Here is a 16,036-nt window from a genome sequence, read left to right on the forward strand (position 1 = left end):
ACCGCAAGCGATGCCAGATGCTCCTTAGAAAGGAGGTGATCCAGCCGCACCTTCCGGTACGGCTACCTTGTTACGACTTAGTCCTAATCACCGATCCCACCTTCGACGGCTCCTTCCACAAGGGTTAGGCCACCGGCTTCGGGTGTTACCGACTTTCATGACTTGACGGGCGGTGTGTACAAGGCCCGGGAACGTATTCACCGCAGCGTTGCTGATCTGCGATTACTAGCGACTCCGACTTCATGAGGTCGAGTTGCAGACCTCAATCCGAACTGAGACCGGCTTTTTGGGATTCGCTCCACCTTACGGTATCGCAGCCCTTTGTACCGGCCATTGTAGCATGCGTGAAGCCCAAGACATAAGGGGCATGATGATTTGACGTCATCCCCACCTTCCTCCGAGTTGACCCCGGCAGTCTCCTATGAGTCCCCGGCATAACCCGCTGGCAACATAGAACGAGGGTTGCGCTCGTTGCGGGACTTAACCCAACATCTCACGACACGAGCTGACGACAACCATGCACCACCTGTACACCGACCACAAGGGGGCGACCATCTCTGGCCGTTTCCGGTGTATGTCAAGCCTTGGTAAGGTTCTTCGCGTTGCATCGAATTAATCCGCATGCTCCGCCGCTTGTGCGGGCCCCCGTCAATTCCTTTGAGTTTTAGCCTTGCGGCCGTACTCCCCAGGCGGGGCGCTTAATGCGTTAGCTACGACACAGAAACCGTGGAAAGGTCCCTACATCTAGCGCCCAACGTTTACGGCATGGACTACCAGGGTATCTAATCCTGTTCGCTCCCCATGCTTTCGCTCCTCAGCGTCAGTTACGGCCCAGAGATCTGCCTTCGCCATCGGTGTTCCTCCTGATATCTGCGCATTCCACCGCTACACCAGGAATTCCAATCTCCCCTACCGCACTCTAGTCTGCCCGTACCCACTGCAAGCCCGAGGTTGAGCCTCGGGATTTCACAGCAGACGCGACAAACCGCCTACGAGCTCTTTACGCCCAATAATTCCGGACAACGCTTGCACCCTACGTATTACCGCGGCTGCTGGCACGTAGTTAGCCGGTGCTTTTTCTGCAGGTACCGTCACTTTCGCTTCTTCCCTACTAAAAGAGGTTTACAACCCGAAGGCCGTCATCCCTCACGCGGCGTTGCTGCATCAGGCTTTCGCCCATTGTGCAATATTCCCCACTGCTGCCTCCCGTAGGAGTCTGGGCCGTGTCTCAGTCCCAGTGTGGCCGGTCACCCTCTCAGGCCGGCTACCCGTCGTCGCCTTGGTGAGCCATTACCTCACCAACAAGCTGATAGGCCGCGAGTCCATCCCCAACCAAAAAATCTTTCCACCACCAGACCATGCGGCCAGTGATCATATCCAGTATTAGACGTCGTTTCCAACGCTTATCCCAGAGTCAGGGGCAGGTTACTCACGTGTTACTCACCCGTTCGCCACTAATCCACCCAGCAAGCTGGGCATCATCGTTCGACTTGCATGTGTTAAGCACGCCGCCAGCGTTCGTCCTGAGCCAGGATCAAACTCTCCGTAAAAAAATACAGACCCAACACCCGAAGGCATCAGACCGAGTTGATTCTGACTGTTGACTGTCTACTGACAATCTTCAATCCAAAAGGAATTGCTTCATGACCCAGTCAGCAAGCCGACCAGGCACGAGGTCAATCAATAAATTGGCATTGACAATGTGCACGCTGTTGAGTTCTCAAGGACCAGACGCACTTGCTCCTCGGCTCGAGTTCGAGCTTCAGCCACAAGGCTTGTGTTCTTGGCTTGCCACCGGTGGTTCGTCGGACCCGGAGGTCCAGTGGCTCATCCCGAGGGGAGAGAACCGGTGGGCTTGTCATCCTAGGCGTCGAAGCGATCCGGCGCAAGGCCCGATCTGAACTTCAGTGGAGGATGGTCCCGCTTGAGGGCCGACGTGCTCTGGGCTTTCGCTCCAGCCGCTCCGCCGCACCTTTGGGGTGACGAGTAAGAACTATACGCAGCCCTGAGCGAGTGCGCCAAGCCAGCTCCCATCCCGGGCGTGTCGCGTTGTGCAACACGCGTCGCCCGGACGCAGCGATGCCCGGTTCCACAGGGGAACCGGGCATCGCAGGGGGGTCGAGCAACCGGGGTCAGGCGAGCGTCACACCGGCGAGGGTCTTCTTGCCACGACGCAGTACGAGCACTCCCCCGGGCAGGGCGAGGTCGGACAGCGGGGCGGCCGGGTCTTCGGCCCTGACGTTGTTCACGTAGACGCCGCCTTGGTCGATCGCGCGGCGGGCCTCGCCGAGGGACTTCACGAGTTCGGTCTCCACGAGTGCGCGCGCGACGTCCGCTCCGGAGTCGAGCGTGACCGTGCCCGGCAGCGCGGCGATCGCCGACCGCAGGGTCTCCGGGTCGAGCGCACCGAGCTCGCCGTTGCCGAACAGCGCGGCCGCGGCATCGATCGCCGCCTGGGTCGCCGCCACCCCGTGCACGATCGAGGTCACCTCGAACGCCAGGGTCCGCTGGGCTTCTCGTCGGAAGGGTTCGTCGGCGACGGCCTGCTCGAGTCGTTCGATCTCGGTGCGCGTCAGGAACGTGAACTGCCGCAGTCGGGCGATCACGTCGGCGTCCGCCGTGTTGAGCCAGAACTGGTACAGCGCGTAGGGCGAGGTCATCTCGGCATCGAGCCAGATCGCGTTGCCCTCGCTCTTGCCGAACTTCGTGCCGTCGGAGTTCGTGATGAGCGGGGTCCCGAGGGCGTGCACCGTGGCACCTTCGGCACGACGGATGAGCTCCGTACCGGAGGTCAGGTTGCCCCACTGGTCCGAGCCGCCGGTCTGCAGCGTGCACCCGTACTGGCGCCAGAGCTCGCGGTAGTCGAGCCCCTGCAGGATCTGGTAGCTGAACTCGGTGTAGCTGATCCCCGCATCGGAGTTCAGCCGCGCGGCCACCGCGTCCTTCTTGAGCATCGAGTTGACGCGGAAGTACTTGCCGACGTCACGCAGGAAGTCGATCGCGGACAACGGTGCGGTCCAGTCGAGGTTGTTCACCAGGCGGACGCCGTTGTCGCCGTCCGGACTGAGGAACCGCGAAACCTGTGCCTGCAGCCGGGACACCCACTCCGCCACGGTCTCCGGCGTGTTCAGCGTGCGCTCTGCCGTGGGACGGGGATCGCCGATGAGACCAGTCGACCCACCCACCAACGCGAGCGGCTTGTGGCCGGCGAGCTGCAGCCGTCGCATGGTCAGGAGTTGCAGCAGGTTGCCGCAGTGCAGCGACGGCGCCGTCGGGTCGAAGCCGCAGTAGTACGTGATCGGCTCACCGTCGAGGGCCTCTTGCAGCGCGGTCTCGTCGGTCGAGACCTGCACCAGACCGCGCCACTGCAGTTCGTCCCACACCGAGTCGAAGGCGGGGTCGTTCTGCTGGCGCGTCAGGACGTCTTGAGCGGTATCACTGGACACCCCGCCATCGTAGCGGCGACGGACGTCCGGCAGGCGCGGCAGCCGGGAGGCCCGTGGCCGGGTTCACGAGTCGACGGCGCCCTTGTGCCGTCGGTACGTCGAGACCGTGGGGTCACCCGTCAGCCAGAAGCGCCAGGGGTACCGCACCCCACCGGCGATGCCGCCGACGCCGGTGCGCGGGCCGCGGGAGATCCGCGGGACCGCAGCGCCCGAGTGCGGACCTGCCAGGGTCTCGGACAGGAGCTCGTCGACCACGTCGGCCGGTCCGGCGGAGGCGAGCCGGGCCTCCAGGCCGGGTGCCAGGGTGAGCACGAACGGACCGGATCCGTCGAGGAGCGACGTGCCGTCGTCCTGCCCGAGGACCGCTCCGAGCGCACCACCGAGGTTGCCGGGCCCGCGTGCCAACGCGACGTCCGCGACCCTCGACCCGCGACGCGCTCGTGCGACGTCCACGCCCTCGACGACCTGCGCGCCGCGCAGCAGGGAGCCCGACGAGGTGCCGGCCGGCCCGCTCACGACGTTGACGCAGGTGTGGATTCCGTACGAGCGGTAGGCGTACAGCGTGCCGGGCGGACCGAAGAGGTGGCGGTTGCGATCCGTCATCCCCCGGTGACCGTGTGACCCGGGATCGGTGGGACCGGAGTAGGCCTCGACCTCGGTGATGCGGAGCGCGACGCCGCGCCCCGCGACCGTCGCACCGAGCAGGGCCGGCGCGATGATCGGGGCGGGCTCGGCGAGCAGCGCGGCGATCCCCCGGGTCATCGCGAGAAGGGTGCGCCCTCGGCCAGGTCGCGGACGCGGCGGGTGACGGACGCGAGCTGCTCGGCGACCCGGTCGGGTGCGGTGCCGCCGACGCCGGAGCGCGATGCGACGCTGCCCTCGATGGTCAGGACGGAACGGACGTCGGGCGTGAGGTGCTCGGACACCGACCGGTACTCGTCGTCGGTGGGCTCGTCGAGCTCGATGTCGCGCTCCTCGCAGTACCGGACGAGCGCGCCGGAGACCTCGTGCGCATCCCGGAACGGGACGCCCTGCCGGACCAACCACTCGGCGACGTCCGTCGCGAGCGAGAAGCCCTGGGGCGCGAGCTCGGCCATCCGGTCGGTGTCGAAGGTCAGGGTCGCGATCATGCCGGTGAACGCCGGCAACAGGACCTCGAGCGTGGCGACGGAGTCGAAGACCGGCTCCTTGTCCTCCTGCAGGTCGCGGTTGTACGCCAGTGGCAGTCCCTTGAGGGTCGCGAGGAGCCCGGTCAGGTTGCCGATCAGGCGCCCCGACTTGCCCCGGGCGAGCTCGGCGATGTCCGGGTTCTTCTTCTGCGGCATGATGCTCGAGCCGGTCGAGAACGCGTCGTGGAGCCGGACGAAGCCGAACTCCTTCGTGTTCCAGAGGATGACCTCTTCCGACAGGCGCGAGACGTCGATGCCGATCTGTGCGAGGACGAACGCGAACTCGGCGACGACGTCACGGGCTGCCGTGGCGTCGATCGAGTTGTCCGCCGGACGGTCGAAGCCGAGCTCCGCGGCGATCGCGGCGGGGTCGAGGCCGAGGGAACTGCCCGCCAGCGCACCGGCACCGTACGGGCTGACGCTCGCGCGGCCGGCCCAGTCGCGGAGGCGCTCGAGGTCGCGGACGAGCGGCCAGGCGTGCGCGAGCAGGTGGTGGGCCAGGAGCACCGGCTGTGCGTGCTGCAGGTGCGTGCGCCCCGGCATGATCGCGGCCGGGTGCTCGGTCGCCTGCTGGGTGATCGCGTCGACGAGGTCGATGACGAGTCGGCCGATGCGCCGCCCGTGGTCGAGCATGTGCATGCGGCCGAGGGTGGCGATCTGGTCGTTGCGGCTGCGGCCGGCACGGAGCTTGCCGCCGAGCTCGGGACCGAGGTCGGCGATGAGCAGGCGTTCGAGGGCGCCGTGGACGTCCTCGTCGGAGTCGTCGGGCTGCAGTGTGCCGTCGACGTGCGCCGCTTCGAGCCGGTCGAGGCCGGCGAGCATGCGTTCGAGCTCGTCGGCGGTCAAGTAGCCCGCGGTGTGCAGCGCTCGGGCGTGGGCACGGGACCCCGCGATGTCGTAGGGCGCGAGCTGCCAGTCGAAGTGCGTCGACTTCGAGAGCGCGGCGAGGGCCGCACTCGGGCCGTCGGCGAAGCGGCCGCCCCAGAGGGCACCGGTGTTGGTGGCGTCGGTCTTCTCGTCGGTCATGTCGTCCTGCGTCGTTTCGTCTGTGGTGCGGCTGTCGGTCAGTTCGCCGCGTCGCGGCGGGCGGAGATCTTGCTGGGCAGTGACCAGAGCTCGATGAACCCCCTGGACACTGAGTGGTCGAACGCGTCGCCGGTGTCCGACGTCGCCAGGTCGAAGTCGTAGAGGCTCTGCTCGGACCGACGGCCCGTCACGGTGGCACGCCCACCCTGCAGCCGCAACCGGACGTCGCCGGAGACGTGCTGCTGGGTGTGCTCGACGAAGGCGTCGAGGCTGCGCTTGAGTCCGCCGAACCACAGGCCGTCGTAGACCAGGTCGGCCCACTCGGACTCGACGCCGCGTTTGAACCGGGCGACGTCACGCTCGAGGGTGAGGCTCTCGAGCTCCTCGTGCGCGGCGATGAGCGCGATCGCGGCCGGCGCCTCGTAGACCTCGCGCGACTTGATGCCGACCACCCGGTCCTCGACGACGTCGATCCGCCCGACGCCGTGCTTGCCGGCGACCGCGTTGAGCTCCTGCACCATGCGCAGCACGCTGAACCGCTGCCCGTCGAGGGCGACCGGGACACCACGGTCGAAGGTGATCGTGACCTCGTCGGCCTGCTGCGGGAACGCCGGGTCTTGCGTGGTCGCGTAGAGGTCGGCGGCGGGGGCGTTCCACGGGTCTTCGAGGAGCCCGGTCTCGACGGCTCGGCCCCACACGTTCTGGTCGACCGACCACGGCTCCCGCTCCGAGTGCTGGATCGGCAGCCGGTGCTCCTGCGCGTACGCGATGGCGCGGTCGCGGGTCAGGGCGAGGTCCCGCACCGGGGCGACGGTCCGCAGGTCCGGTGCGATCGCCGCGACGGCTGCCTCGAAGCGGACCTGGTCGTTGCCCTTGCCGGTGGCGCCGTGCGCGACGCTGTCGGCACCGAGCTGCTTCGCCGTCAGCGCGAGGTGCTTCGCGATGAGCGGGCGGCTCAGTGCCGAGACGAGCGGGTACCGCTTCTGGTAGAGCGCGTTGGCCCGGAGCGCCGGCACGATGTACTCGTCGGCGAACTCGTCCTTGGCGTCGACGACGAGTGACTCCACGGCGCCGCAGTCGAGCGCACGCTGCCGGACCGCCTCGAGGTCCTCGCCGCCCTGGCCGACGTCGACCACGAGTGCGACGACGTCCTTGCCGGTGGCGTCGCGCAGCCAGCCGATCCCGACGGAGGTGTCGAGACCGCCGGAGTACGCGAGGACGACGCGGTCAGCCACTGGTGATCGGTCCGTCGGCTAGTCGTTGGCGAGCAGCCAGGCCAGCAGCGCCTTCTGGGCGTGCAGACGGTTCTCCGCCTCGTCCCAGATGATGCTGCGCGGGCCGTCGATGACGTCGGCGGTCACTTCGAACCCACGGTCGGCCGGCAGGCAGTGCATGAAGACGGCGTCGTCGGCGGCGTGCGCCATGAGCGCGTCGTCGACGCGGTACCCCGCGAAGGTGTCGAGACGCGACTGCTTCTCGGACTCCTTGCCCATCGACACCCAGGTGTCGGTGACGACCACGTCGGCACCCGCGACCGCGGCCACCGGGTCGGTCACCACGAGGACGGAGCCACCCGTCACGGCGGCGCGTGCCTCGGCGTCGGTGACGACCTGTGCCGACGGGGAGAACTCGGCGGGGGCGGCGACGCGGACGTGCATGCCCGCCGTCGCCCCGGCGAGCAGGTACGACTGCGCCATGTTGCTCGCGCCGTCGCCGATGAACGCCACGGTCTGCCCGGCGAGGGCGCCGCGGTGCTCACGGATGGTGAGCAGGTCGGCGAGGAGCTGGCAGGGGTGGAAGTCGTCGGACAGCGCGTTGACGACGGGGACCGTCGTGCCGGCGGCCATCTCCTCGAGCCCGGCCTGGCCGTAGGTGCGCCACACGATCGCCGACACCATGCGCTCGAGCACGCGGGCGGTGTCCGACGGGGTCTCCTTGCCGCCGAGCTGGCTGTTCGCCGTCGAGATGATCAGCGGGCTGCCGCCGAGGTCGGAGATGCCGACGTGGAAGGACACCCGGGTACGGGTCGACGACTTGTCGAAGATCACCGCGACGCTCTGCGGACCGGCCAGCGGCTTCTCCGCCCAGCGGTCGGCCTTCATGCGGTCGGCGATGTCGAGGATCGCGGACTGCTCGGCCTGGCTCAGGTCGTCGTCGCGGAGGAAGTGGCGGGTCATGCTGTGGGCTCCTGCGCTGCGGCGACGGCCGCGAGGCTCTGGGCGAGGATCGACAGGAACTCGTCGATCTCGGCGTCGGACACGATGAGCGGCGGCGCGATGCGCAGGCTCGACTCGTTGGGGGCGTTGATGATGAGGCCACGCTCGAGGGCGGCTGCGTTGACGGCCGGACCGATCGGACCGGTCAGACCGACGCCGATGAGCAGGCCGGTGCCACGGACCTCTTCCACCAGCGGGGAGCCGATGGCGCGGATGCCGTCACGGATCCGCTCACCCTTGACCACTGCGCCGGCGACGAGGTCGGCGCGCTCGATCTCCTCGAGCACCGCGTTGGCGACTCGGGTGCCGAGCGGGTTGCCGCCGAAGGTCGAACCGTGCTGCCCGGCCGAGAACAGGTCGGAGGCCCAGCCGAACGTGACGAGGGCGCCGATGGGGAAGCCACCGGCGATGCCCTTGGCGACGGTGATGGCGTCCGGCGTCACACCGTGGCCCTGGAACGCGAACCAGTTGCCGGTCCGGCCGACGCCCGTCTGGATCTCGTCGAGGATCAGCAGTGCGCCGTGCTCCGCGGTCAGTCGGCGTGCCGCCAGCAGGAAGCCCTCCGGCAGGTCGACCACGCCGGCCTCGCCCTTGATGGGTTCGAGGATCAGGGCGGCGACGGAGTCGTCGATCGACGCTTCGAGGGCCTCGATCGAGGTGTCGATGTGCTCGACACCCGGGATCATCGGCAGGAAGTCCTGCTGCAGCGCGGGCTTGCCGGTGAGCGCGAGCGCGCCCATGGTGCGGCCGTGGAAGCCCTGCTTGAGCGCGAGGATCCGGGTCTTGGTGCCGTCCGCACCCTTGTTGAGGCGGGCCAGCTTGAACGCGGCCTCGTTCGCCTCGGCGCCGGAGTTGCCGAAGTACACGCGGCCCGCGTCGCCCGCGCCGGTGATGCGCTTGAGGCGCTCGGCGAGTTCGAGCTGCGGCGGGGTGGCGAAGTAGTTCGACACGTGCACGAGCTTCGCGGCCTGGTCGGCGATCGCCTCCACCAGGGCGGGGTGCGCGTGGCCGAGCGAGTTCACCGCGATGCCGGCGAGGAAGTCGAGGTACTCGTTGCCCTCGACGTCCCAGACGCGGCAGCCCTGGCCGCGCTCGAGCATGATCTTCGGCGGGGTCAGGGATCGCATGAGCGACGCCCCGAACCGGTCGTTCCAGGTCTCGGTCTGCGTCTCGGTGCTCACTGCTGGTGTCCCTTCTCGTTCGTACCCGCCACGTGCTGGCCGGTACTGCTGTCGATCGACGGCGACGCCACGCGACGGCCGATCTCGGCGTGGGTCATCTGGTTCTCGGTTCGTCGGCTCGGGTCCGGGATCACCTCGGTGCCCGCACCCCGCAGGGTGAAGACCTCGAGCAGGATCGAGTGCGGGATCCGGCCGTCGATGATCGTCGCACCGCCGACCCCGCCGACCACGGCGTCGAGGCACGCGGTCATCTTGGGGATCATCCCCGACTCGAGGCTCGGCAGGAGCTCGCGGAGCTCGTCGACCGCGATGAGGTCGACGATCGAGTCACGGTCGGGCCAGTTGCGGTACAGGCCGGGGACGTCGGTGAGCATCATGAGCTTCGATGCCCGGAGCGCGATCGCCAGGGCACCCGCCGCGGCGTCCGCGTTCACGTTGAGTGCCTGGTCGGGGTGTGCGTCGTCGATCGCGATGCTCGAGACGACCGGGATCCTGCCGGCCTCGATCGCGGCGAGCACGCCGGACGGGTCGACGTGGGTGATGTCCCCGACATGACCGAGGTCGTACTCCTGCCCGTCGACGACGACGCCCTTCTTCTCGCCGGTGAACAGCGAGCCGCCGTCGCCGAACACGCCGACGGCCAGGCCCTCGCCGTGTTCGTTCACCAAGTCGACGATCTCGCGGTTGACCTCGCCGGCCAGGACGTCGCGGACGACCGTGATCGCCTCGGTCGTCGTGACGCGGTAGCCGCCGCGGAACTCGGACTCGATGCCCTGTTCCTTGAGGGCGGCGGAGATCTGCGGACCCCCACCGTGCACGACGACCGGGTGCAGGCCGGCGTAGCGCAGGTAGACCATGTCCTCGGCGAAGGCGCGCTTCAGGTCCTCGTTCACCATGGCGTTGCCGCCGAACTTGACCACGACGACCTTGCCCGAGAAGCGCTTGAGCCATGGCAGCGACTCGATGAGCGTCGCCGCCTTGACCGCGGCGAACTCGTGTTCTTCTTCCTTCGTGAGGGGCGTGCCGGCCCCGTTCGTGTCGGCCGCCATCAGCTGGAGTACGCGCTGTTCTCGTGCACGTAGTCGTGCGTGAGGTCGTTGGTCAGGATCGTGGCCGAGTGCGTGCCGACACCGAGGTCGATGCGCACGTGGGTGTCACGCGGGGTCAGGTCGACGGAGTCGCTCGGCTCGTCGGGTGCGCCCGCGTGGCAGACCCGGACGCCGTTCATGCTGACGTCCACCGCGTACGGGTCGAACTCGGCGTCGGTGGTGCCGATCGCTGCGAGCACCCGGCCCCAGTTCGGGTCGTTGCCGAAGACCGCAGCCTTGAACAGGTTGTTCCGGGCGACGCTCCGACCGACGGTCACGGCGTCGTCCTCGGTCGCGGCGTGCACGACCTCGATCGCGATGTCGTGGCTCGCGCCCTCGGCGTCCTGCTGCAGCTGGCGGGCCAGGTCGGCACAGACCGCGGTCAGGGCCTCCTGGAAGTCACCGACCTCGGGCGTCACGCCGCTCGCACCCGACGACAGCAGGACGACGGTGTCGTTCGTGGACATGCAGCCGTCGGAGTCGACCCGGTCGAACGTGATGCGGGTGGCGGCGCGGAGCGCCTGGTCGAGCTGGTCCGGGGTCTGCACGGCGTCCGTCGTGATGACGACGAGCATCGTCGCGAGGCCCGGGGCGAGCATCCCCGCACCCTTGGCCATGCCGCCGACGGTCCAGCCGTCCTCGGTCACGACGGACTGCTTGGCCTTCGTGTCCGTCGTCATGATCGCGGTGGCCGCATCCGGACCGCCGTCGTCGCTCAGTGCCGCACTCGCCAGGTCGACGCCACGGAGCACGTTGTCGCGGAAGGTCTGGTCGCCCACACCGATGAGCCCGGTGGAGCAGACGACGACGTCGCCGGCTCCGATCCCGAGGGCGTCGCCCACGGCTTCGGCCGTCAGGTGCGTGGTCTGGAAGCCGAACGGGCCGGTGAAGCAGTTCGCGCCGCCGGAGTTCAGGACGACGGCACGCGCGACGCCGTCCCCGACGACCTGGCGGGACCAGATGACGGGGTGTGCCTGGGCCCGGTTGCTGGTGAAGACCGCGGCCACGGCCGCGTCGGGGCCGTCGTTGACGACGAGGGCCACGTCCGGCTTGCCGCTCGTCTTGAGACCGGCGGTGACGCCGGCGGCGCGGAAGCCCGCTGCCGCGGTGACGCCCTGGAGGCCCGGCTCGGTCTGGGTGGTCGTGCCTGCGTCGGTCACGGTGCGACTCCGTCCACGCTGAGGCCCGTGGTCTCGGGGAGACCGAGGGCGATGTTCGCCGACTGGACGGCGGCGCCCGCCGTGCCCTTGGCGAGGTTGTCGAGCGCGGTCACCGCGACGACACGGCCGGCGGCCTCGTCGACGGCGATGCCGACGAGCGCGGTGTTCGCACCGATCGTGTCCGCGACTCGGGGGAACTCGCCCTCGGGCAGCAGGTGGACGAAGGGCTCGTCGGCGTACGCCTGTTCCCAGGCGAGGCGGACGTCGCGTGCGCTGACGCCGGGCGAGAGCTTCGCGGTGGTGGTCGCCAGGATCCCCCGCGACATCGGGACCAGGACCGGCGTGAACGAGATCGTCACGTCGGAGGCCCCCGCGACCTGCAGGTTCTGCTGGATCTCGGGGACGTGCCGGTGCGTGCCACCGACGGCGTACGCGCTGGCGGACCCCATGATCTCGGAGGCCAGGTAGGTGGTGCTGAGCTTCTTGCCGGCGCCGCTCGGGCCGACGCTGAGCACCGCGACGAGGTCGTCGGACTCGACGAGGCCGGCCTGGATGCCCGGCTGGATGCCGAGCGTCACCGCGGTGACGTTGCAGCCGGGCACCGCGATGCGCTTCGTGCCGACCAGGGCGGAACGCTGCTTGCCCTGCGACGCGATGTCGTCGACCTCGCGCCATTCATCGGCCGAACCCGGGGTGGGCGCCGCGAGCAGGAGCTCGGGCAGCCCGTAGGTCCACGCGCCGAAGTAGTCACCGCCGTAGAACCGCTCCCACGCCGCCGGGTCCGTCAGACGGTGGTCCGCACCGCAGTCGATGACGAGCGCGTCGTCGCCGAGTTCCGCGGTGATCGCTCCCGACTGCCCGTGCGGCAGCGCCAGGAACACCACGTCGTGCCCGCGCAGCGTCTCGGCCGTCGTCTCCGCCAGGGTCAGGTGCGACAGTGAACGGAGGTGCGGCTGCGTCGCGATCAGCGGCTGTCCGGCGTTCGAGAACGCCGTCACCGTCCTGACCTCGAACTCGGGGTGGGCGGAGAGCACACGCAGGAGCTCACCACCCGCGTAGCCGGAGGCTCCCGCCACGGCGACGGATACGGACATGGGATTCCACCTTTGGTCGGACTGGTCGTCGAGAGAGTCGGAGGCGGCGACCCCGGGCGGTGCTGATCCCGTGTGGGTCAGTCGCGCAGGGTCGCCCCGAATCGCTCGCCGGCACGTCGGACAGCGCCGTCACGGGCCTCGGTGGCCTCGGCAGCGGTCAGCGTGCGGTCCGTGGCGCGGAAGCGCAGGGCGAACGTCAGGGACTTCTGTCCCTCGTCCACGCCGGAGCCCCGGTAGTCATCCACGAGCCGAGCATACTCCAACAGGTCTCCGGCGCCAGAGCGCACCGCATCCAGCACGTCACCGGCCGGCACGTCCGCGTCGACGACGAGCGAGAGGTCCTGCGTGGCTGCCGGGTAGGAGACGATCGGCGCGACCGCGACGAGTTCCGGGGCCGCGGCGACCAGCGCGTCGAGGTCGAGCTCGACGACCGCCACCACACGGGGCAGGACGGCGGCCTCGGCCAGTTCGGGCAGGAGCTCTCCGGCGACGCCCACGACCGTGCCGTCGACGAGCAACGAGCGCGGCGCGGCCCGGGTGCAGGGACGGGTGGGTCGTCTGCGCGACGGTGAGTTCGACACCGACGGCCCAGGCGACCTGGCGGGCCGCGTCGATCGCGTCGGCGATGCCGAACGGTTCCGCCGTGGTGCCCGGCTGCTTGACGAGCCGGTGGCCGGTGAGCAGTGCGGCGACGTGGAAGGGCTGGGCGGGCAGCGAGGCGTCCAGCGCCTCGAGCGTCGCACGGTCGGGCCGGGCGGCGCCCGCCGGGACCTCGTCGGTGCCGAGCGTCACGCCCGTCACCGGCAGGAACACCCGGGACGTCTCGTAGAGCGCGACGTCGACGAGCCCGCGCGACACGTTGCGACGGGCGGCGTCGACCAGGGCCGGAACGCCGCTCCGGCGCAGGAGGTTCTGCTCGCTGTCCAGGGCGTTGGCGAGCACGACGCTCGGTCCGCCCTGCGGGTCGATCCCCGGGTAGGCGTCCTGCGTGGCCGCGGACACGAACGGCGCCGTGACGACCTCGGTCAGGCCCGCCGCGGCCAGCGCCGAGGCGACCCGACGACGAGCCTGCTGGTGCCGGGTCAGGCCCCGACCGGGCGGAGCGACCGGCAGCACGCTCGGGATGCGGTCGTAGCCGACGATGCGCGCGACCTCTTCGACGAGGGTGGTGTCGTCGGTCAGGTCGGGACGCCAGGTGGGCGGGGTGACCGCGAGCTGCTCGCCGTCGGCCTCGACCGTGGCGCCGATCGCGCGGAGCGTGTCGATGACCTCGGCATCGGTGTACTCGACGCCGACGAGCTCGGCCGGACGCGAGAGGCGCATCGTCACGGTCGCCCGCGGCTCGGTGTCGACGAGCGTGGACCCGAGAGCGTCCGCGGTGCCACCGGCGAGCTCGACGAGGAGCTCGACAGCACGGTTCGCCGCGGCCTCGGCCACCTGCGGGTCGACCCCACGCTCGAAGCGACGGGATGCCTCGCTGGGGAGCTTGTGGCGACGAGCGGTGCGGGCGATGGAGACCTGGTCGAACCCGGCGGCCTCGATCAGGACGTCGGTCGTGCTCGCCGAGATCTCGGTGCGGGCTCCGCCCATGACGCCGGCGAGGCCGACGGGACCGTCGTCGTCGGTGATGACGAGGTCTTCGGGGTCGAGCTTCCGGACGGTGCCGTCGAGGGTCTCGAGCGTCTCGCCAGCGGTCGCCCGGCGCACGCCGAGGCCGCCCACGATGGTCTGCAGGTCGTAGCCGTGGAGCGGCTGGCCGAGCTCGAACATGACGTAGTTCGTGATGTCGACGGGCAGGGAGATGGAGCGCACCCCGGCCAGCGACAGGCGCGACACCATCCAGGACGGTGTCTTCGCGGCCGGGTCGATCCCGCGAACGACACGCGTGACGAACGTCGACGCTCCGACACGATCCCGGATCGGGGCCTGGTCGTCGATCGTCACCCGGAAACCCTCGGCCGCACGCGGCACAACGCGCGCGACGGGGTCGTGGAAGCTGGCTCCGGTGGCGTGCGCGTACTCACGAGCGACCCCGCGCATGCTGAGCACGTAGCCGCGGTCCGGCGTGACGTTGATCTCGACCGCGGCGTCGTCGAGGCCGAGGAGCGCGATGGCGTCGGCACCGACGGTGGGGTCCATGCCGAGGTCGGCGAAGCGCAGGATGCCGTCGTGCTCGTCACCCAGCCCGAGCTCGCGAGCCGAGGCGATCATGCCGTCGGACACGTGCCCGTAGGTCTTGCGGGCGGCGATCGGGAACGGCCCGGGCAGGACCGCGCCGGGCAGCGTGACGACGACGAGGTCGCCGACGTCGAAGTTGTGCGCGCCGCAGACGATGCCGCGGGGCTCGGCTTCGCCGACGTCCACCTGGCACCAGTTGATGGTCTTGCCGTTCTTCTGCGGCTCGGGGACGCGCTCGAGGACCCGACCGACCACGATGGGTCCGGTCAGGTCGAAGGTGTGGACGTCCTCTTCCTCGAAGCCGACCGACACGAGCGCCGCGTGGACGTGCTCGAGGGTGACGTCCTCGGGGAGGTCGACGGACTCACCGAGCCAACGGAGTGGGACGCGCATCAGACCACCGTTCCGAACTGCTGCGAGAAGCGGATGTCGCCCTCGAGGAAGTCACGCATGTCGTTCAGGCCGTTGCGGAACTGCAGTGTCCGCTCGATGCCCATGCCGAACGCGAAGCCCTGGTACTCGTCCGGGTCGATGCCGGCGGCACGCAGGACGTTGGGGTTCACCATGCCGCAGCCACCCCACTCGACCCACCGCGCGCCACCCTTGGCGTTCGGCTGCCAGACGTCCATCTCGGCGCTGGGCTCGGTGAACGGGAAGTAGTTCGGGCGGAGCCGGATCTGCGCCTCGGCGCCGAACATCTGCCGGGCGAAGTGCTCGAGCGTGCCGCGCAGGTGCGCCATCGTCAGACCCTTGTCGATCGCGATGCCCTCGACCTGGGTGAAGACCGGCAGGTGCGTGGCGTCGAGCTCGTCGGCGCGGTAGACGCGCCCCGGGGCGATGACGTACAGCGGGAGGTCACGCGACAGCAGCGACCGCACCTGCACCGGTGAGGTGTGGGTGCGCATGACCAGGTGCCGGTCGACGGGCTCGACGAAGATCGTGTCCGCCATGGCCCGGGCCGGGTGGTCTTGGTCGAAGTTCAGCGCGTCGAAGTTGAACCACTCGTGCTCGAGCTCTGGGCCTTCTGCCACTTCCCACCCCATGCCGACGAAGATGTCGGCGACGGCTTCGTTCAGCAGCGAGAGCGGGTGGCGGGAGCCGGTGGCGCGGTGGACCGGCAACGCGGTGACGTCGACGCGCTCGGCCTCGAGCCGTGCGCGCTCCTCGGCCACCGCGAGGACGGATTCCTGCTCGGCGATCGCCGAGTTCACCCGCCCTCGGGCCTGCCCGACGAGCTTGCCCGCCGCGGCCTTCTGCTCCGGCGGCACACTGCGCATCGATGCGTTCATCCGCGCCAACGGTGACTGCTCACCGGTGTGCTCGGCCCTGGCCTGCTTCAGTTCGGCGACCGTCGTCGTGGCACGGACGGCGGCGAGGGCCGCGTCCACCGCGTCGGCGACGGCCGATTCGCTGATCTCGAGAGGTTCTGACACGAGACCCAAGCCTACCGGCCGTCGGGATACCACCCACCTGCACCG

The 16,036-nt window shown here is 69.3% G+C and carries 10 protein-coding genes, 1 rRNA gene and 1 pseudogene; all 12 read right to left on the reverse strand.

The genetic code is table 11. From position 1 onward, the window contains the following. Nucleotides 1–28: 28 nt before the first annotated feature. Nucleotides 29–1,550, reverse strand: a 16S ribosomal RNA gene (locus tag ACZZ9K_RS08170). A gap of 582 nt (nt 1,551–2,132) precedes the next feature. After that, nucleotides 2,133–3,446: a tyrosine--tRNA ligase gene (gene tyrS, locus ACZZ9K_RS08175; protein WP_463443799.1), complete on the reverse strand. Its 1,314-nt coding sequence runs from the start codon at nt 3,444–3,446 to the stop codon at nt 2,133–2,135. Nucleotides 3,447–3,509: 63 nt separating this feature from the next. After that, a complete protein-coding gene (locus ACZZ9K_RS08180; RefSeq protein WP_463443800.1) occupies nt 3,510–4,208 on the reverse strand; it encodes a DNA-3-methyladenine glycosylase in 699 nt (232 codons plus the stop codon). Beyond that, complete coding sequence (argH, locus tag ACZZ9K_RS08185; RefSeq protein WP_463443801.1) at nt 4,205–5,641, reverse strand: argininosuccinate lyase; 1,437 nt, start codon at nt 5,639–5,641, stop codon at nt 4,205–4,207. Before argH ends, ACZZ9K_RS08180 begins: the two co-directional genes overlap by 4 nt. 38 nt (nt 5,642–5,679) lie before the next feature. Continuing rightward, nucleotides 5,680–6,876, reverse strand: coding sequence for an argininosuccinate synthase (locus tag ACZZ9K_RS08190; RefSeq protein WP_463443802.1), 1,197 nt, complete (start codon nt 6,874–6,876; stop codon nt 5,680–5,682). Between the two features lie 18 nt (nt 6,877–6,894). Next, nucleotides 6,895–7,818, reverse strand: coding sequence for an ornithine carbamoyltransferase (argF, locus tag ACZZ9K_RS08195; RefSeq protein ID WP_463443803.1), 924 nt, complete (start codon nt 7,816–7,818; stop codon nt 6,895–6,897). Further along, complete coding sequence (locus ACZZ9K_RS08200) at nt 7,815–9,038, reverse strand: acetylornithine transaminase (RefSeq protein ID WP_027466545.1); 1,224 nt, start codon at nt 9,036–9,038, stop codon at nt 7,815–7,817. Before ACZZ9K_RS08200 ends, argF begins: the two co-directional genes overlap by 4 nt. Next, complete coding sequence (argB, locus tag ACZZ9K_RS08205) at nt 9,035–10,087, reverse strand: acetylglutamate kinase (protein ID WP_301597021.1); 1,053 nt, start codon at nt 10,085–10,087, stop codon at nt 9,035–9,037. The genes ACZZ9K_RS08200 and argB overlap by 4 nt, the downstream gene beginning before the upstream one ends. Then, a complete protein-coding gene (argJ, locus tag ACZZ9K_RS08210) occupies nt 10,087–11,286 on the reverse strand; it encodes a bifunctional glutamate N-acetyltransferase/amino-acid acetyltransferase ArgJ (RefSeq protein ID WP_027466547.1) in 1,200 nt (399 codons plus the stop codon). The genes argB and argJ overlap by 1 nt, the downstream gene beginning before the upstream one ends. Next, nucleotides 11,283–12,380 (reverse strand): N-acetyl-gamma-glutamyl-phosphate reductase, encoded by a 1,098-nt coding sequence (locus ACZZ9K_RS08215; protein ID WP_071250352.1) that lies wholly within the window; start codon nt 12,378–12,380, stop codon nt 11,283–11,285. Before ACZZ9K_RS08215 ends, argJ begins: the two co-directional genes overlap by 4 nt. A gap of 77 nt (nt 12,381–12,457) precedes the next feature. Beyond that, nucleotides 12,458–14,951, reverse strand: a pseudogene (pheT, locus tag ACZZ9K_RS08220) (phenylalanine--tRNA ligase subunit beta). Continuing rightward, nucleotides 14,951–15,991, reverse strand: a complete 1,041-nt coding sequence (gene pheS / locus ACZZ9K_RS08225) for a phenylalanine--tRNA ligase subunit alpha (protein ID WP_138801914.1) — start codon at nt 15,989–15,991, stop codon at nt 14,951–14,953. Before pheS ends, pheT begins: the two are co-directional and overlap by 1 nt. Nucleotides 15,992–16,036: the final 45 nt, after the last annotated feature.

The organism is Curtobacterium sp. AC268 (assembly GCF_979258745.1).